Source organism: Ignicoccus islandicus DSM 13165 (assembly GCF_001481685.1).
Classification (GTDB): Archaea; Thermoproteota; Thermoprotei_A; order Sulfolobales; family Ignicoccaceae; genus Ignicoccus; species Ignicoccus islandicus.
Map to the genome: position 1 here is coordinate 131,222 of NZ_CP006867.1, position 18,279 is coordinate 149,500.

Here is an 18,279-nt window from a genome sequence, read left to right on the forward strand (position 1 = left end):
CGTTCACCTTACATTATATTAAAATAGAAGTAACCAAGAAGAAAATCCAACCTAAAGCGTTCAAACCTATTATCAAGCTCTCCTTCGAATCAGCAAATTCGCTGCCGTATTTCCAATAGTACAGTTTGTACGGTTCCCTCTGTAGTCTCTGAAGTTGGGGGTAGTACGCACCCAGCATTTTCTCTATGAACACTCCAACTACCGCTAGTGGTGCCAGTAATGGATGTATTAGAGAAAGTACAAGCGGTACAGCGAAGTACAAGTACAACTTGAGCGGATACCTCTCAAGCCAGTATTCCCAGAAATTGATCAGTAGGTACGCGAATACAGCAAAGCCTAATGCGATCGGCTCATATACACCGAATGCTGTTGCGACGCTTAGGCCTAGCACGGCGGCGGAGAGCCAGAATATGCCTATTTTCCCTATACCTCTCCATCCTTCTATAGTACTCGTACCCATGGTCATTGCTAAATTGCTCTCTAGTAGTATGCCTAAGGCCATTGAAGCAATAGCTGAAATTGAAGATGGGAGTAAGAGGAACCATAATAGCGAGAGGAAGTAGAGACTGTAGAAAACGAGGTTCCATGCTATCCTCGAGCGAGGTTGAAAAGACGTTATCATGTGAAGTATGTGATCGGGTCTACCTAGATCTAATATAACTAACACCCAAGCTGGTATTAAGCTCAATATAGCTGCAACGACCATTCGCGGTTCTTGTATTCCTAGGAGATATAGCGAACCTGCTACCAGAGCCAGTCCTATTGATACGGAAGCGAAGAACATGTATGCAGGGACCATTGCTTTCCACGTTATTGAATTTCTCTTTACTAAATCAATCCCTATTAGCTCCCTCCATTTGAGGAGGGCTACCGCTATGGCGGCAACACCTATAATGAAGAAAAGTATCGCCGGAAGCATCAGTTATTGACCCAATAGTTTGACTGACTAGACAGTAAAAAGCATTCTCTTAACCAATTGGTCAACTTGGTGTCATTTCCATCACTAATCGCTTAATTACGCTATTGCGTGACTACTATTCAGATAGGGTGTGCTAGAGTTGATCTGTAGAGTATCACCCTTCGAGAAAAGAACTTCAGTGTGTTTGATAGCCTATAATATGCCTCTAATAGGAGATAGGGATCCGAGGCGATTGCCCCTGCTAGCAGTGAAAGTCAGTGTTGGTAAGGCCGTGGAGAAGGGGGCTCTCCATTACCTCACTTACGAATGGAAGAAAGGTTGGAGCGAGTGGCTTAGGGAATCGATTGAGTCGTTCCCTTCGGTTCTCGAGCATATCACCATGACGTTTCTAATAGAAGGTATATCGAGGGTAACCTCTCACCAGCTGGTTAGACATAGGCTGGCCTCCTACACTCAAGAAAGCCAGAGGTATTCTGAAGCTAGAATTCTGAGAAGCGTTGGTGCGGAAAACTTAGAGGAAGCTTTCGAGAAATGGAGCAGGGTATTGGGCGAAGCCAACCTTAAGGTTGTGGAGAGAACGTGCGTTTTGCCCTTTGAGGACTCGTGGAGAACGTGTGCTTCTTCGATTTTAGAATATATTACGTGTCGATTAAACGGATATAAGATGGAAGATTGTAGGTACGTCTTACCTCAAGCTATGAGGACTTCCCTTCTAATGACTACGAACCTCAGGGAATACTTACACGTAATTAAGTTGCGTTCGGATAAAAGGGCTCAATGGGAAATTAGGGGCATAGCAATTGCTATGAAGGAATTAATAGAGACAGTCGTACCGGATCTTAACTTAGAAGGGAATATATCGAAAGAAGCAGAGATAGAGTAGCTAATACTAAGATTACGTACCTGGTATTGAGTTTCATCGCGAGTCTGTTTGAAACGAACGCAACGAGTAGAGGAGGTATTGAATACACTATTGCGTAGAGCGTAAACAGTGGAATCCTCAAGGTTGGAGGTAGCGAGGACACGAAGGATATTGCACTTAAGTAAGCTCCTATTACGCATGGAGACATAGCTATAGTAGACGCAAAGATTCCTATTAGAACCGGTGACGCGCGCGACAAGGCCATTCTAGAAAGTTTGGACGAAAGCGTCCCAAAGAACTTCGATAGCCTCCTCCAAGGCTTTGCACTTAAGACAATCATGATTGAAGCAGCTATGATGCCTATAATAGAGTAGATCTTGTTTGCGCTTACTTGGGCTAACATCGTCCCTAATGCAATGTGAGCAGTAGAGTAGGCAATCACGAACTTTAATACGGCCTTCCAATACTCTTTGCGATCAGACTTCAAGTATACTGCATTGAGTAACGAGAAGACGGCTAGACCTACTGGGTTAAGCGAGTCAATTGTCATTGAAACGAGAAGGGGCACTAAATTAATAGTAGTTTCGTTTAAGCCGTTTCTAGCAACTACGCTCCAAAGCTTTTCTCCATAAAATACCTTTATTTCACTTGTTCCCGAACAATTCATTAAAGAGTACCAGAAGGCGTCGTCCTTAACTAGACCAATAACTAAGTACCTCAATGTGTCGTTACAGTACACTGCAGAAACAGGTACTTGAAACGGGAGACCGCTCCTCTCTATTAGTTCGGAAACTTTAGGCACTGGTTCAACGTTTCCTACCTTATCAATTGGTAACCAGACTAACTTGAATCCGTACCTATTGGATAATAGTTCCAAGTAATTTTTCATCTCAATACATGGCGGTCCATTCGAAACTCCTATTAAGTAAACGGTAACGTTGTTTGCTAGTAAGGTTACGTTGATCAAAGTAACTAGGGCCTTTACGCTTACGTTTGAGCAAACCACCATGATTACACCACCTTGTTAACCACTCGGTAAAGCTTCAGAAGGTAGTTTAATGGAAATAGCAACACGTGAAGGTCGTTACTAAATAAGGATATCAACAAAGCTACGACGCACGAGTAGTGTAACCAAAGAGTAAGGAAGGAGAAGTGAAATGCAAGTAACGTACCCGTTACTATACAGCAGAACATGGATATAGAGGTTGGGTTCCTCTTTATAATCAAGTTAACTAAAGAGATCGCGAGGAGCGCGAGATCTAAGACGGTCGTTGCTTCTAATTCGTATTCGTATTTAACTATTCCCCAGATGAACGTCAAGTAATATAAGGGGAGGGTTAAGTAAGCGTAACCTAGTATGAGAGCGTAAGCCCTCTTGATTTCGCCCTTAAGGAAGCTGAGTGGTATTAACGGTGCCAAGAACAACGCTGCCTTCCAGCCAACTAAGGGCCATATTATTTTAGATGCTATATGGAACAACATGAAAGGTATTATCGTGAGGTGAACAATTAGTGAGATAATCGCCCTAAGCTTCATTTCCTAACCGGCTAGTTAGGCATCATAGGCCAATATATAAGTTGTAATTCAATAACGCTCTTCAATGAATATATATAACTTAAAGGAGAACTCTAATCGGGTAATTGAAGATTGGATGAACACATATTTACGCTGAAGATAGGCTTTCTGAGAGTAGTAAACGGCATGGGATGTGGTGAAGAGATACAAGAGATATGGCCTAACATAAGGAACATCGGAATGTCACCCAGCGGATTTATTCACGTAAGGAATAACAAGAAGTTCATTGCCAGTCTCCTAATTGACATTGGTTCAGATCAGTACTATGGGGCTGTGATAGTTGAAACGGAACTACCAGATCCTAAGCCCCTCAGGGGTCCTTCTTATATATCTGCAATTGGTGCTGAGGCAGCCCGACTCTTAATAGATATGTATAAGAACGTAACGATCGAAGGTGAAAGGGAGGAAACCATACTAAAGTACAAGGATAAGAGCGTCGGTCTTAAGGAACTGTGTAAAATATGGGACGAGAGGGTGGTTCCGAGCGCAATAAGGTTGAAGGACATTAGAAGCGGTACAGAGGTGGTGTGCTCAACACCTATCTACGTCAACATGGAAGACGTAATAGATGATTTACCTAAGGTAGGAGCCGGTAGCGTTAGGGGAACTTCTAACGTCCTTAAACCTCTCTGCTACTCGGATCCATTTACTGTAGTAATAGCCGAAAGCAGTCTCGGGACAACCCTAATAGCCATAGGCGGAGAGGAAGGGATGGGAATAGGCGAGGAAATTTTCCTATAAGGTGATCGACATGGCAACGGAAGACTTAGTCTTGAAGGTAATTATGGAGGACGCTGGTTGCACAACGTTAACTAAGGATTGCATTGAGAACATCATCGAACTCGTAAAGGAAGGTAAGTATCCTAAACTAGACGAGGACGAGCTCAAGGCACTTGATGAGAGCCTGTCTAGGCTCATATTAAGGGGTGCTATAAGAGATCCCAAGCTCTCCGAAGAAGCTAGCGCCCTCGGACTTCAGAAGACGGCTGAGGCGTTAGCGGGCGAGTATACAGAGAAAGAAGAAGCACCTAAGGCCCAACCCCCTATGCCTTCGGTAAACAAGCAACCTACTAGACCGGTTCAGCAACCTATGCGAGTTCAAGAAGCGCCTCCTCAACCACCCGCTCCCCAAACTATAATTAGGGTCAAGACCAGTAAAGTTCCAGCGCTCTTGTCCTTAATTTCTCTAATAGTAAGTTTGGGACTGGCCTCACTTATCTTGGGCCTAATCACCTTACCCGAATTGCAGATACCGTCCACCTACACTATGCAACAATACGAACTCCAACTAAAGCAACTCGAGTCTAAATTAATGGAATTCCAAAAGAGTGTTGATTCAAAACTATCGAGCTTAGAGAATAAATTATCGAAACTGGAAGAGAAATCTAATATAATATCTTCTAAACTTTACAATTCTACCACTACGTTAACCAGAGAAATATCCAAGTTAAAGAACGATGTGAAAGACTTGGAGAAGAGAACTGACGTAATTGAAACAGCTATAGAGAACATACAGTTCCGAGTGAAGTATCTGAACGAAAGCTTCTCCTCTGAGTTAAACGCTATTAATGAGAAGATAATCCAGCTGAATTCAAGTTACACTGCCCTTAAGGGTATGGTATTAAATATTAAGAAGCACGTGGAAGAAATGAGGACGCAATTAAACGTTCTTAACGAGAAGATAGTTGAATTAAAGGCGAACTTAACCAACTACGCCAGCAAGAGCGACCTCGTTATCCTATTCAATAAGTTGAACAATACTGAAGAAGAAATCACTGAATTGAGGAACACTCTCAAGTACCTTTCAACCAACCTCGCTCGCAATTCAACGAGAATAGAATTAATAGAAAAGGAAGTAAACAGACTTTCTAAGAATGTAGATACATTAGAGAGAACGCTAGAGACCCTAAGCAACGTAACCTCGAAGATAACTGCAATTGAAAGCAAGTTACGGAACCTCAGGATGGAGATTCAAAGCCTTAATAGTAGTTTAGTTACCATAGAGAAAGATCTAGTTGAAAAGTTTAATGCAGTGAACGTAACCTACTCGAAGTACGTGAAGAAACTAGAAAACGAGATAACTGAATTACAGCGCGAGCTAGAGGCAGTGAAGAACGATTTGAAGGAAACTAAGGAAAGCATTAAGGAAATGTTATTAAAAGCATTGAATGATAAAGAAGTTATGGATAGGCTCGCTAAGAACTTGATAGATAAATCTCATCTAGATAAAAGGATAGCAGAAATCTTGTTACAACAAGGAAGCGCGTTCTATACGATGGTCCAGAGAATAGCCCTAGAGGTATACTATCAGATCTATCAAAACGCGAGCTTTCCCCAAACGCTAGTACCTGTAGGGTGAGAGGCTCAGCGACCGTGGGAGAGCTCATCGCATCGCTGCCCTATCGGGTCATCATTGCCATGAGAATCCTCACGCTTTCATTATAAACCTCACGTAACACTGAACCCTTTTTAGGCTCGCTCAATGAGGGTTATCTGGAGTGAGCTCGTTGAGTGAGAAGACTACTATTAGCGTTATTAAAGCGGATATAGGTTCTCTTGCTGGTCACCATACCGTTCACCCAGATTGTATGGCGGCCGCCTCGCGAGTATTGGCCGAAGGTAAGAGGGAAGGCGTAATAGAGGACTTCTACGTAACTCACGTCGGTGACGACCTAGTCCTCATCATGACTCATAGGAAAGGTAAGGACAATAAGGACGTTCACACCCTAGCGTGGAACGCTTTCAAGGAAGCCACGAAGGTATCTAAGGAACTGGGCCTATACGCAGCCGGTCAAGACTTGCTAAGCGACGCCTTCTCCGGTAACGTTAGAGGCTTGGGTCCAGCGGCGGCTGAAATGGAGATAGTAGAGAGACCCAGCGAACCTATCGTAATATTCGCTGCTGACAAGACAGAGCCTGGCGCGTTCAACCTACCTTTATTCAGGATATTTGCGGATCCCTTCAACACTGCTGGTCTAGTAATAGACCCCAGGTTACACATAGGCTTCACCTTCGAAGTGGTTGACGTATTCGAAGACAAAGGAGTACACATGAACAGCCCCGAAGAAATGTACGATATCCTCGCGCTCATCGGAACTCCCTCTAGGTACGTAATTAGAAGAGTTTTCCGTAAGGACGATGGTAGAATAGCTGCTGTAGTGGCCGTTGAAAGGCTCAACCTCATCGCAGGAAAGTACGTAGGAAAGGATGACCCCGTCATGATAGTAAGAGCGCAGAGCGGATTCCCCGCCGTGGGCGAAATCCTAGAGCCCTTCGCCTTCCCCCACATGGTGGCTGGATGGATGAGGGGATCCCACTTCGGTCCTCTAATGCCCGTTCCAGTAAGGGACGCTAGGCCCACGAGGTTCGATGGACCGCCAAGGGTAATAGCCCTCGGATTCCAAGTTAAGGACGCTAAGCTAATCGGTCCAAGCGACTTATTCGATGACCCAGCCTTCGATAAGGCTAGGCAAGTGGCCAACGAAGTTACCGATTACATAAGGAGGCACGGCCCCTTCATGCCTCACCGTCTAGATCCCAGTGAAATGGAGTACACTACCTTACCTCAGGTACTAGAGAAGCTTAAGGACAGGTTTAAGCCAGTAAAGGACCTACCCGAGCCCAAGATTAAACACAGCGAGATGCTAAGCGGGACCGAAGAAGCCCACGACTAAATTTTTTATTTCTGTTTGATCCAGACCCCTCTAGGTTTCGAAATGCTCAGGGGAGATTACAAGGAGATTGCTCTTAGAACGATTCTGGTAACCCCCAGCGGAGCCTTCAGTCCGGGTCTCCTTAGCGCGGCAGCAGTAGCCGTTGGAACTTCGCTAGGGCCCGTAGGGGGACTTATAGTCAGTACTGGTCACGTCGCCTTCGAGCTGCCTTACGTTTTCGTTTTAAGTAAGCTAATGGGGAAACTCAAACCGGTAATAAGACGACTAGAGAAGCCGCTTTCGTTAATTGTACTAGCTTTCTCGTTGTTCTTCGCGTGGGGATTGATTCAAGGAGGTTCGGCTCAAAGCAACGTAAGCGTAAGCGACGCTTTCCTTGCAGGATTCGTGTTCACCGCGTCCAACGTATACTTCCTATTGTGGTGGGCAACGATAGGCCTGCCTCTCGTAGAACTAACTGAAGGAAGGATAGATAAATTCCTAGTTATGTACAGTTCGCACGCTTGGCTTGACTACCTATGGTTGGGATTGCTAGCTGGGATAGGGAACGTGTCCAACTTATTGGGACCCTATCAAATAGCGTTTAACGCGACTCTAGCTGCATTGCTAGTGATCTTTGCCCTAGATATAACCCTACGAAGCTTCTTTGGGAAATCGTTACTTCCTTAAAACTTCGTCTATTACGACGTTCATTAACCTATTCAACAACCTTAGGCTTCTGACCTTGGAAGGGTCTCTCGAAACGGCCGCGGAACTCACTAATCCCTTCGTGCTCTGATCGTACAGGGCTGCATCGAAAGGCAATATTGCAACGACCTTAGCTCCTAGGCTGTTCTGAAGTTTCTTAGCTTCGAGCAATATTTTCTTGCTTTCTTGCGGGTTAGCGAGCATCGCTGGCGGAACCTTGTTTACCACTAAGGCTAGTATTTTCCCAGGGAACAACGTTTTCGCTAAATACTCAGTTTGCTGGAAGCTTTGCGGTAAGTGATCGACCACTACTATGAGCCACTTGGAGGTTACGTCAACTATTTCCTTGAACGCGTTTAAGCCCATCCACGAGGGCACTTGGAAGTCGTTTATGAGTATCTCACCGGCGGTGGCCATGTGCTTGGCTAGCAAGTTAGCCCTCTCGTCCCTTTCCGGATAGTTTGGCTTACCTAGCGCCTCCAGTATTTTGTCCGTTACTGCGCCGTAGCTCCTAGTAGGTGGTGAAAGGAATATAGAGAGAGGCCTACCTCCTTCTTCCCTCTTTACCTTTACTTTAATGACGGCCTTTACTGGATCGTTTCCGCAATCACCGGCTACGAAGTCCCAAGCACCGCAATCCACGTTCCAGTCGCTTCCCAGAATTCTCAACGTAGCTCTCGCGTTGTATGGGTCCCAATCTATAAGAGATGGAAACACGCCTTTTCTAGCAACTAAGAAACTCATTTCTATCGCTATTGCCGTTTTCCCTACTCCTCCCTTGAAACCGACTATACCGATGCTATTTGGAGGCGGTTCCAATTTCTTAGTGCCTTCCTTGCTCTTTCTCTTGAAAAGCGGCATTTCACTACTACCGAGTAGTTGAAGCAGTTCCATATTTATTTACGTTTTTAAGAAACGATCGCGTACCCTCTTAGGTCGTAAAAAGTATAGTCAGTAATCTTCGCTTTCGCGTTCTCACCCAGCTTCCCGTTCTCCAAAACGACTGGTATGTAATTGTTCATTCTTCCTACGAACGTTCCATGCTTCTCGTCGTACTCATCAATGAATACTTCCACTATCTTATCGAGGTATTTCCTATGCACCTCTTCGCCTACTTTAATCATGACGTCGTAAACCTCCTTGACCCTCCTAGACTTAACCATTTCACTTACCTGTTTCATTCTCGCAGCTAAGGTCAAAGGTCGAGGAGTATATGCGGCAATGTGAACTCTTTCGAACTTAAGCTCCTTTAAGGCTTCTATGGTCATTAAGTGATCTTCGTCGGTTTCATTGGGAAATCCTACGAGGATATCGGTCGCTATGCTGGGATCACCGAACTTCCCCCTAACCTCCTTTACTATTGACTTATATTGGTCATAAGTGTACTTCCTTCCCATGAGTTTCAGTAATTTGTCGCTCGCGCTCTGTAAGGGTAAGTGAAAGAACTTGAAAACCCTCTCGTCCTTCATGATATCCATTAGCTCATCCATAATCTCTTCAAACGTATCTGGATTCATCATACCCACCCTTACTTTCACGCCTTCTGGAAGGTTCTCCAACAACTCTTCTAGGAGGTTCGCCAAGTTAGTACCGAGATCTCTACCGTAAGCGGCAGCGTCCGGCGCGGTTAACCATATTTCCTTTGAACCTCTCTCAACTGCTTCGAGAGCGTATCTAATCACGCTTTCCGGTCTTTGACTCTTAAGAACGGGTCTGGCTACCTTGGTTATACAGAAGGTGCAATTGCCCAAGCATCCATCTGCTATAGGGATAACAGTAACGAACTTGCCTAGGGGTCCCTTAAGCCAATTTTCAGGTCTTTCGTAACCGAGTAGATTTCTACCATAGAGTATGGCCTCGGTTATTCGATGCATCATGCCGTTACTTACTACTACTGCTTTCGGTGAGAACGCCTTTATCAAACCGGGTTGGGCGGAAGCCAAGCAGCCGGTTACAATTACCCTCTCGTACCTCCTAGAAAGCTCCTTAATTCTAGCTATCATTCTCTGTTCCGTTTCGCTTCTAACTGTGCAAGTGAATACGAGCGCTACGTCGCCCTCTTCGTTGCTCACTTCAAAGCCATTCTCGACTAGATCGCTTAGGACCCTTTCAGCTTCTCCCCTCATTACGGCGCAACCGTAGATTTCGTAGTATACCTTCATACCCGTTCACCGAAAGCGTTCGAATTTCCTATTCGCTCCCTTTGGTACGCTTCAACAAATAAGTTTAGAGTTGGGGTAATCTTTTTACGAAGGACTCGATAGCCGCAACGGACGAAGGCGAAGAGATTGAGGCCAGTACACGAGATAGACTTAATGAAGAAAGTCGTGGTGGGTAGGGGGGTAAGAAGCAAGCTTCCGGAGGTGCTCAAGGAACTAGGTAATTACAAGGAAGTAGCCATAGTGAGCGGACCACACGTAGCGTCCACGTGGGGCAAAGAAATAAAGGAAATACTTGAGGACGGGGGATTCGACGTTCACATAGTGATTGTAAGAAGACCTACCAAGGACGACGCTGAAGCTGCATACGAGGAAGTCAAGACTACGGGTTCCGACGTAGTAGTTGGCGTCGGAGGCGGTAAGGCCATAGATGCGGCTAAGTACGTAGCCCATAAGCTTAACCTCGATGTAGTGAGCTTTCCCACTGCCGCTAGTCACGACGGCATCGCTTCGCCGTTCTCGTCCCTAAGAGGGATGAACGGGCCTACGAGCGTTAAGACGGTTGCGCCAATAGCTATAGTAGCCGATACAGAGGTCATTGTAAAAGCACCCAGGGAATTGAATCTAGCTGGTGTTGGGGACCTATTAGGGAAATTCTCTGCAGTAAAAGACTGGAGGCTTGCCCACAAGCTGAAGGGCGAGTACTACGGCTCGTACGCGGCGTCCCTCTCGCTAATGAGCGCGAAACACGTCCTGAAGTACTTGACTGCGCTTAAGCGAATGGACGAAATGGGCGTTAGAATACTGGTTGAGGGCCTAATTTCATCGGGAGTGGCCATGTGTATAGCCGGTTCGTCCAGGCCAGCTAGCGGCAGCGAGCACTTGTTCTCCCACGCACTTGATATAGTTGCGAACTATCCGGCTAGGCACGGCGAACAAGTGGCCATTGGAAGCGTTATGATGCTTTACCTATACGATTCGAAGTATTGGAAGAAAGTGAGGAAAGCCATAGAAGTGTTGGGCTTACCGAGGAACGCTAAGGAACTAGGCGTCTCTGAAGACAAAATAATAGAAGCGTTGCTAATCGCCCATAAGATACGGCCTGAGAGATATACTATTCTCGGCGAAGAAGGTCTAACAAGGGAAGCAGCCGAGAACTTAGCTAGAAGGACTGGAGTAATAGGGGACGAACCGGAAGAATGAAACGATGGATCTTGAAGTGGCGCGAGATCGGTGGCGAAAAGGTATCAGCTATAGGTTTAGGCTCATGGGACGTAAGGAACCCAAAGGCTTTCTTGGAAGTTTTGTTAGAGGCCTTCTCGCGTGGAGTTAACTTGGTAGACACTGCTGAAATGTACAAAACGGAACCTATAATAGGGGAAGCGCTCGCTGCCTATGGAGACAAGGACTCGATTTTCGTCACGACGAAGCTCTATCCATGGCATTTGAAGGACGAAGAGGAATGCTTCAAAGCGTTGGAAAGACAAAGGGAGAGGTTGGGGAAGGTTCCGGATCTCACGCTCGTTCACTGGCCTGAAGACATCGCGACCGAGGTTAGAGTGCTGGAAAAGGCGGCTGAGAAGGGTTTGACCAGAATGATAGGCGTGTCCAACGTAAACAAGGAGCAACTAGAGGTTGCCCTAAGTTCAACTAAGAAACACCCTATAGTAGCCGTTCAAAATAAATACTCATACACCTTCAGGAGGACGGAGGAACTCATTCCAATTCTCGAGGAAAGAAACATCGCCCTCCAGGCTCACACTCCATTGGATAAAGGCAAGTTTCCTCGGAACCTCCTAGAAGTCGCTAGCGAAGTGCAGTTACCGCCAGCAACGGTAGCTCTCCTCTTCCTACTCTCTAGATCTAAAGTTGTTATACCGATACCAAAGACAGAGAACAAGAAGCATCTAGAGGAGATATTGCTTGCTTTAGAGACGGAACTACCCGAAGAGGCCTTGAGGAAGCTAGAATGAAATTCCCTTAACGTACAAATAGAGCGTATGGTAAGAATGAGCGTCCTCGAACCTCCTAACGACAGTAGGTTTCCAAGAGGCCATAGGAAACTCGTAGCTCACGACCCTAGCGTTTTTAGGTAATTCTTTCTCCAACCTTCTCCTTATGGCTTCCATTAAGTCCGGCAATAGGAACATGGTAACTACAGTAGGTTCAACGAAGCTGACGTTCAATACGTTCCCGTGTATTATAGTCACTCTTCCCTCTAGTCCTCTCTTCTTCACCTCTTCTCTGGAAATTTCAACTAACTCCCTCCTTATTTCAATTCCAACAGCCTTTTTCACGCCGAACTCCTCTACGGCAATTATTAACACCCTCCCGTCTCCGGAGCCTAGGTCATATAGGACGTCGTCTCTTCCCGCCTTCGCTAGCTTCAACATTTCCCTAACTACGTGATGAGGAGTAGGGACGTAGGGGACATCGAAACCCAGTTCCGGGAAGAAAGGTATCTTGAACTGTTCCAAATAGGTCCTCCTACTCAACGCTCGAGGTAGAACCAGATAAGCTTTCTCACCAGAACCTCTTAGTTTTCAAGTAGACTTTTTCTGCCTTTATTATTGCGTCTATTAAGTCTTCCCTGCCGGTTACCCATCTTTCCAAGACCTTTGACGCTGTAGTTGCGCCTATGCCCCTTCCCGCTAAGGCCATTAGGGCGTTCCTTCCGTACAACGCCACCAAATTGGCCCTCTTCCTTGCCTCTTCCATTAGTTTCCTCTCGTCTCTCTTGAGCCTCTCACCCCGAGTAAACTTCGTTACTGCCGCTCTCAGCTCCTCCTCTGGGCGGAAGACCGGTATCACTACCTTTGCTCCGCAACTGGGACACGTTAATGGTACGTCGGCTACTTTGCCTTCCCATTTCCTGCCGCAGAGTAAGCAATACATTTCCACGTCCTTTTTCTGAAGCCTTAATTTTACAGCCTCCTTGACGACGGACTTCGTATCGCTTACGTGGTCCTTGGCGTAAGCTTGGCCCTCTACCGCCCATCTGCTCTGAGCAGATAGCCCGACCTTCGTTACTATTTCATACGAATCTAATTCGCTTACTAGCTCCTTCGCTTTTTCTAAATCGATCTTTTCCGTAAGTATTTCCCTTATGGCTTCTCTACCAGGTACCTCGTTCAGATAGGTTCTCCTTAGGCTCTTCTCGACTTTCCTTAACTCATCCAGACTCACCGTATTCCTATTTAATAACCCCATTCTAACCAACACCTTCATTAGCCTCCATGAGAACAGCTTCGACGTCTTTACGGCGCTCAATACTAGTTCCTCTATATCGAAATTCTTTAAAGAAAGCAATAGGTCCTTGGCTTCGTAAGGCGTCACCCTTGAGTTAACGAATATCATTACGTGGTAGGGCGTCGTATTGAAGGACGCCGATCCATACCTAAGCCTCGCTAACTCGCTTAACGCGTAAGCTAAGGCTAGGTTAACCTTACTTCCTCCATGCACGTTATAGACAATCAAGTTCCCCTCTACTTCTATCACTATTCTCTTATCGGTTGCAATGGGTGCGTTAATTTCGTTTAAGTAACTCCTTAACCTTTGGACGCTTTCGCGCGTTAATGGGTACGAACTTATCATCTTATCGAAGTTCCTCTTTAGCGCGCCGACTTCCCTTGCGATCTCGTATTCAACTGGTATCAGCTCCCCCTCCCAACAAGGAGGGGGTCCCTCACCGGAAGATTCCTCTACGTAAACGACTTCCCCTTCTATCCCAACTACTTTCCAGACCTTCCCTCCTAGAACGAACCTATCTCCCACGTTTAATTCCACTACGAACTCTTCATCGAGGGTTCCTACGAAGTGATTAGTTCCGTAAACCAATGCCTTGTATCTCTTGCTCTCCACTATAGGTCCAGTAGTCCTGTAGTATATTTCCCCCTTCTTCCTAGCTTTACACTTCCCTTCGGGATCGCATTCAATTAATCGGCTTTCCAACAACAAGTCAACTGTCTCTTCGAAGTCCCTCCTACTTAAGTTCCAATATGGAAAGGCTCTCCTTACTATATCGTATACCTCGTCCTTGCTCCTGGGCTCTTCCATAAGTATACCTACTATCTGATGAGCTAGCACGTCCAAGGGATTTAGGTGCACGCTGAGCTTCTCTAAATTTCCCGATTGGGCCCTCCTTGCTATTACCACTGCCTCGAACGCCTCGTAGGGCTTCAAACCAGTTACGAGCGCCCCTTTGGGTCTCTCGTTCGGTTTGTGTTCAGCTCTACCGATCCTCTGCACCAAATTGGTGGCTCTTCTCGGAGAAGTAAATTGGATAACGTACTTGATTTGACCTATATCTATTCCGAGTTCCAAGGAGGAAGTCGCCACTAACGCCTTCAACTTGCCTTCTCTAGCCGACTTTTCCGCCTCTTCCCTCTCTTTCTTTGATAGAGATCCGTGATGGACGGCAACGCCATCGAACTCTTCTCTAAGCCTCTTGCCTAGGACTTCAGCTGTATCTCTAGTATTGGTGAAGATTAGAACCGTACCATCAGTTCCAATTACTAGGTTCCTCAATCTATTTACCATCTCTTCAAAGTTCTCTTCAACGAAGACGCTTATTTCGGGTCTCTTCTCTCGTTCGTCCCTTACCTCAACAACGTATCTACCGCTACCTAGGAACTTCTTGGCTAAGTCTATTTGAGAAATAGTTGCGCTTATGCCTAATCTCTGAAAGCTCGACAAGAGCGACAGCCTCTCGAGCGCTACTGAGAGCTCTACGCCCCTCTTGTCTTCAATTACCTCATGGAGCTCATCAACGATGACGAACTTGACGTTTCGCAGCCTCTCCCTCATTTTCTTATTAACTAAGAGTATGTTAAGGCTTTCCGGCGTCGTTACCAGGACCTCCGGTGGCTTAGCGAGTATCTTCCTCCTCTTACTTTGAGGCGTATCTCCGTGCCATACGTCTACCTCTATTCCGACCTCCTTCAAGAGTTCGAACGCCCTAAGCCCTATGTCTCTATTGAGCGCTCTGAGGGGCGTTACGTATAGGACGCGTAGCTCGCCATACAGACTCTTTTCAATTATTTGGGACGCAACTGGTAAGAGAGCGGCTTCCGTCTTACCGCTTCCAGTTGGTGCCATTATCAGTGTGTTGAAACCTCTTCGTATCACCGGTATCGCCTTCTCTTGAATGGGCGTTGGCTTCTCGATCCCCCTCCTCTTGAGCGCTTCCCTTAGCGCTTCCGGCAGTTCGTCGAAGACGTTCGTAGCACCCCTCATATTCAACCTTTCGACTTACCCTATGAGAGGTTAATGAAGTAAGTGCGTTTTACTTTAGCTCACTACATACTTTATAAATTAATGTTACGAAACTGAAAGACGGGGTTTCAATTTTCATGGATGTGGTAAAAGCACTCACAATATTAAAGAAGTACGTGGACTTGATTGAAGAGACCGACCCACAGTACAAGGCAATAAAGAAGCTAGTTGACGTCCTTGGGGATAAGGCACTTCCAATAATTGTAGGTAACGCGTTAATTAGTTACAGGTTAAGTAGCACTGGAGAGCAGTATTGGAACGAGTTGGCAGACTACTTCTCGAAGAACCCTAATAGCACTTTAGAAGAGTTCCTCAAACAAAGCAAGTTCAATAGAGCCCTAAGGGAACAGAAACTAAAGAGGCTCAAGAAAGCGGAGGAACTACTGAAGGAGCTCTCCGAGGATCCCTTAAAGTTCTCAGATTTAGATCTCTTAAGATCGAGGTTAGCTGAAGTATTCAAGTCTAGGGGAACGGAAAAGACCATAGTATTCGCAGCCAAGATGGCCTATTACTTTTATAAGGCTAAGGGTATTGAAGTAAAGGGAGACGTTCCATTACCTATAGATCTGAGAATAGCTACCCTCACTTGCACTTCGGGAGTACTATACGATGAACCTGAGAGAATAATGGAAGTTTTGAGAGAAGAAGCAATGAATAAGTGGAGCGAGATAGCCAAGGAAGCCGGTATCAAGACTTTGCACTTGGACGCAATACTTTGGGTTCCCATGAGGGGAGTTAGGGAAAAGCTCATGAAACAAGGCGTTGAAGAAGCGCGGGAGAAGTTCAAGTCCAACCTCGAGAGCTTGGGAGTGAAGGAAGCGGAGGAAGTTAGCAAATTACTAATAGTTAAGCCTTGTCCTTCTTCCACGTAGCTGGGTATACCCCTCTCTTCATTACAACTCTTTTCGTCTTAACGACCCATCCCTTTTCCGCTTCTAAGATTTCCTTGGAGCTCATTAACGCCTCTCCTATAGCTACCAATTCTCCTTTCAGACTGAAAATGGCTACAACGTCGCCTTTCCTTATTCCATCCGTAAGGGCAGCTACTCCGGGAGCGGCTACGTGAGCTCCGTGGGCTATTGCGTCAACGGCACCGTCCATGACCATGACCTTCTGCATGTGACAAACGCTGTATTCACATGGCATTACGTACTTCCTCAATAGGCTGTCGTCCTTTTTCTCCTCCCATAAGAACTTGGCTTCGCTTAGCTCTTGCATGGTTACGAGGTTGTAACCCTCATGGAAGGGACCGCTTCTAGTTCTCCTCAACTCCCTCATATGGGCTCCAATGCCCATTAGCAAGCCCAAGTCGTGAGCAATCTTCCTCATATAGGTGCCGCTCTCTGAACCCACCCTAACCATAACCATTCTCCTTTCGGGATAGAATTCGATTAAGTGGATGTAGTAGACTTTCTTCGTTCTCAATTGCCTCTTGACACTGCTTCTGAGTGGAGGCCTTTGGTATATCTCGCCTACTAAGTACTTCAAGTTCTCTATAACGTCTTTCTCATTGAAGGCATCGTGGAATTGTATTACCATTACGTACTCCTTGCCCGATAGCATAACGTAATGGATCACTTTAGTAGCCTCTTTGAACGCAACCGGTAGAACGCCGGTTACTTTAGGATCTAGAGTACCGCCATGGCCTGCCTTATCTAAATTAAACATTCTCTTTATCCATGCTACAACTTCGTGCGACGTGGGTCCCGGTGGTTTATCCAAGTTGACTACACCGAGCTCTAACAGCTCTTCAGTTGTCCTTTCCCAAGGGTACTTTCCGTATCTAGGGTCAGTTTCCGATTCCTTCTTGATCAACCACTTCCCTTCGAAGTAGCACTTTTCGTGCATCTCGTTGAGCCATTGCATTGCTTCCTTCAATTCGATCAGTACCCGAGATGAGGGTAATGCGGACGAGGTTAAGAGGTATAGGAAACGTCCCGCGTTACCTTGCAAAATCCTTGTCTTCATTCACCATCCGATGGTGAATCCTCATCTCCACCTCTTGTCCAAATTCACTTTTCCATTTAATCACAATCAATTCACTCATTTCCTCAACCTTAACCATTTGAATTCAGAATTAATGGTCTCCTTAAGCACCTTCAGTTTCTACCAGCCTTCCTAATTGTCAGTTCAATTTAAACCAAATCAATTAGCATTGTATTTGCAAAAGCAAACAAGATTTACCAATCCAGAGTTCAGACCATCAGTACAAGGTTCTTTCAAGATCGATCTTTACAATGAGAAGGAGCTTAGAGGGGTTAATAAGCGATCATGGGAACTCTGATGATCATGGGGATTTCTACTCCAGCCTACCTTATACAAGCATATTCATGCATATATTGGACAACTAATTGAGTTCAAGTTCTGAAAGGGAAGGTGTGAATGTGGAAAGGCAAATGAGGGGAAAGGGTTAAAAGATGGGGAATTGATTGTTTAAATAGGAGGGCAACGGTAGAATCCCAATAGGGAGTGGAAAGAATCTGTAGACCTGCACTTCGCCGGTCCCGTCCCAGCAAAGCGTAGAATCCCAATAGGGAGTGGAAAGCATGTTACTATTACTCACTCACGGTTTTAAACATTTCGCTTTGTAGAATCCCAATAGGGAGTGGAAAGTAATGAAGAGACTTTTACGTTCGATAGGTGCGTTCTGATGTTCAATGTAGAATCCCAATAGGGAGTGGAAAGCTGTCTTGGTGGCTTCAGTAAACCGAGCTTCCTCATCCTTTCCTGTAGAATCCCAATAGGGAGTGGAAAGAGGACGTCTTTCAGGATTTTCCTAAGTCTTTCTTCACCTCTGTAGAATCCCAATAGGGAGTGGAAAGTTGAACTTTACCTCGATTACGTTCTCGAAATAGAGAGGCCTGTAGAATCCCAATAGGGAGTGGAAAGCGTAAATGGCTTCTGGCCTATCGACAGACCCGGAAGGGGTAGAATCCCAATAGGGAGTGGAAAGCTTTCAGTCTTCTTGAAATCAAAGATACAGTCGTTCCTCATTATGTAGAATCCCAATAGGGAGTGGAAAGTCTGTTTTCGATAGTGATGGCATAGATCGGTTCGTACTCGTGTAGAATCCCAATAGGGAGTGGAAAGTTCAGAACGACTCTTTTCTTCGCTTCGCTTAATGTAGTAGAA

General features: G+C 45.7%; 16 protein-coding genes and 1 CRISPR repeat array (1 of these 17 running past the window's edge). Of the genes, 8 read left to right on the forward strand and 8 right to left on the reverse strand.

The genetic code is table 11. The features are described 5' to 3' along the window. Positions 1–13: 13 nt before the first annotated feature. Positions 14–919, reverse strand: a complete 906-nt coding sequence (gene nrfD, locus EYM_RS00795) for an NrfD/PsrC family molybdoenzyme membrane anchor subunit (protein WP_075049230.1) — start codon at positions 917–919, stop codon at positions 14–16. A 139-nt stretch (positions 920–1,058) separates the two neighbouring features. Here nrfD and thyX point away from each other — a divergent pair, with 139 nt between their 5' ends. Continuing rightward, positions 1,059–1,802, forward strand: a complete 744-nt coding sequence (gene thyX / locus EYM_RS00800; protein ID WP_075049231.1) for an FAD-dependent thymidylate synthase — start codon at positions 1,059–1,061, stop codon at positions 1,800–1,802. On the opposite strand, the gene EYM_RS00805 is transcribed toward thyX, so the two are convergent. After that, the gene (locus EYM_RS00805) at positions 1,759–2,790 is read right to left on the reverse strand and encodes a hypothetical protein (protein WP_075049232.1); all 1,032 of its coding nucleotides are present in this window, start codon (positions 2,788–2,790) and stop codon (positions 1,759–1,761) included. The genes thyX and EYM_RS00805 overlap by 44 nt on opposite strands. 2 nt (positions 2,791–2,792) lie before the next feature. After that, entirely contained in the window at positions 2,793–3,317 is a 525-nt protein-coding gene (locus tag EYM_RS00810; RefSeq protein ID WP_075049233.1) for a hypothetical protein, read from the reverse strand. Between the two features lie 111 nt (positions 3,318–3,428). Between EYM_RS00810 and EYM_RS00815 the strand changes: the two genes are divergently transcribed. The 4 genes from EYM_RS00815 (at position 3,429) to EYM_RS00830 (ending at position 7,696) form a co-directional block, all read left to right on the forward strand. Further along, a complete protein-coding gene (locus EYM_RS00815; protein WP_075049234.1) occupies positions 3,429–4,097 on the forward strand; it encodes a hypothetical protein in 669 nt (222 codons plus the stop codon). A 10-nt stretch (positions 4,098–4,107) separates the two neighbouring features. Continuing rightward, positions 4,108–5,715 (forward strand): coiled-coil domain-containing protein, encoded by a 1,608-nt coding sequence (locus tag EYM_RS00820; protein ID WP_075049235.1) that lies wholly within the window; start codon positions 4,108–4,110, stop codon positions 5,713–5,715. A 148-nt stretch (positions 5,716–5,863) separates the two neighbouring features. Further along, the gene (fbp, locus tag EYM_RS00825) at positions 5,864–7,030 is read left to right on the forward strand and encodes a fructose-1,6-bisphosphate aldolase/phosphatase (protein ID WP_075050560.1); all 1,167 of its coding nucleotides are present in this window, start codon (positions 5,864–5,866) and stop codon (positions 7,028–7,030) included. A 42-nt stretch (positions 7,031–7,072) separates the two neighbouring features. After that, the gene (locus tag EYM_RS00830) at positions 7,073–7,696 is read left to right on the forward strand and encodes a LysE family transporter (RefSeq protein ID WP_075049236.1); all 624 of its coding nucleotides are present in this window, start codon (positions 7,073–7,075) and stop codon (positions 7,694–7,696) included. Here the strand turns inward: EYM_RS00830 and EYM_RS00835 are convergent. Both EYM_RS00835 and EYM_RS00840 read right to left on the reverse strand, forming a co-directional pair. Beyond that, entirely contained in the window at positions 7,685–8,575 is an 891-nt protein-coding gene (locus EYM_RS00835; RefSeq protein WP_075049237.1) for a nucleotide-binding protein, read from the reverse strand. The genes EYM_RS00830 and EYM_RS00835 overlap by 12 nt on opposite strands. A gap of 47 nt (positions 8,576–8,622) precedes the next feature. After that, positions 8,623–9,876 (reverse strand): tRNA (N(6)-L-threonylcarbamoyladenosine(37)-C(2))-methylthiotransferase, encoded by a 1,254-nt coding sequence (locus EYM_RS00840; protein ID WP_075049238.1) that lies wholly within the window; start codon positions 9,874–9,876, stop codon positions 8,623–8,625. Between the two features lie 126 nt (positions 9,877–10,002). Here EYM_RS00840 and EYM_RS00845 point away from each other — a divergent pair, with 126 nt between their 5' ends. Beyond that, a complete protein-coding gene (locus EYM_RS00845) occupies positions 10,003–11,076 on the forward strand; it encodes an NAD(P)-dependent glycerol-1-phosphate dehydrogenase (protein WP_075049239.1) in 1,074 nt (357 codons plus the stop codon). After that, positions 11,073–11,846 carry an aldo/keto reductase gene (locus EYM_RS00850; RefSeq protein ID WP_075049240.1) on the forward strand — a complete coding sequence of 258 codons (774 nt, stop codon included), beginning with the start codon at positions 11,073–11,075 and terminating at the stop codon, positions 11,844–11,846. Before EYM_RS00845 ends, EYM_RS00850 begins: the two co-directional genes overlap by 4 nt. Here the strand turns inward: EYM_RS00850 and EYM_RS00855 are convergent. After that, entirely contained in the window at positions 11,838–12,350 is a 513-nt protein-coding gene (locus EYM_RS00855; RefSeq protein WP_236943420.1) for a class I SAM-dependent methyltransferase, read from the reverse strand. The two genes, EYM_RS00850 and EYM_RS00855, sit on opposite strands and share 9 nt — an antisense overlap. A gap of 46 nt (positions 12,351–12,396) precedes the next feature. Beyond that, the gene (locus EYM_RS00860) at positions 12,397–15,108 is read right to left on the reverse strand and encodes a DEAD/DEAH box helicase (protein WP_157058697.1); all 2,712 of its coding nucleotides are present in this window, start codon (positions 15,106–15,108) and stop codon (positions 12,397–12,399) included. A 116-nt stretch (positions 15,109–15,224) separates the two neighbouring features. Here EYM_RS00860 and EYM_RS00865 point away from each other — a divergent pair, with 116 nt between their 5' ends. Then, positions 15,225–16,019 (forward strand): N-glycosylase/DNA lyase, encoded by a 795-nt coding sequence (locus EYM_RS00865; protein WP_075049242.1) that lies wholly within the window; start codon positions 15,225–15,227, stop codon positions 16,017–16,019. Here EYM_RS00865 and EYM_RS00870 read toward each other — a convergent pair. After that, positions 15,994–17,025 (reverse strand): RNA-guided pseudouridylation complex pseudouridine synthase subunit Cbf5, encoded by a 1,032-nt coding sequence (locus EYM_RS00870; RefSeq protein WP_083494967.1) that lies wholly within the window; start codon positions 17,023–17,025, stop codon positions 15,994–15,996. The two genes, EYM_RS00865 and EYM_RS00870, sit on opposite strands and share 26 nt — an antisense overlap. A 573-nt stretch (positions 17,026–17,598) precedes the next feature. Further along, a CRISPR array of direct repeats spans positions 17,599–18,279; the repeat unit is 26 nt; unit sequence GTAGAATCCCAATAGGGAGTGGAAAG; it runs 301 nt beyond the window's last position.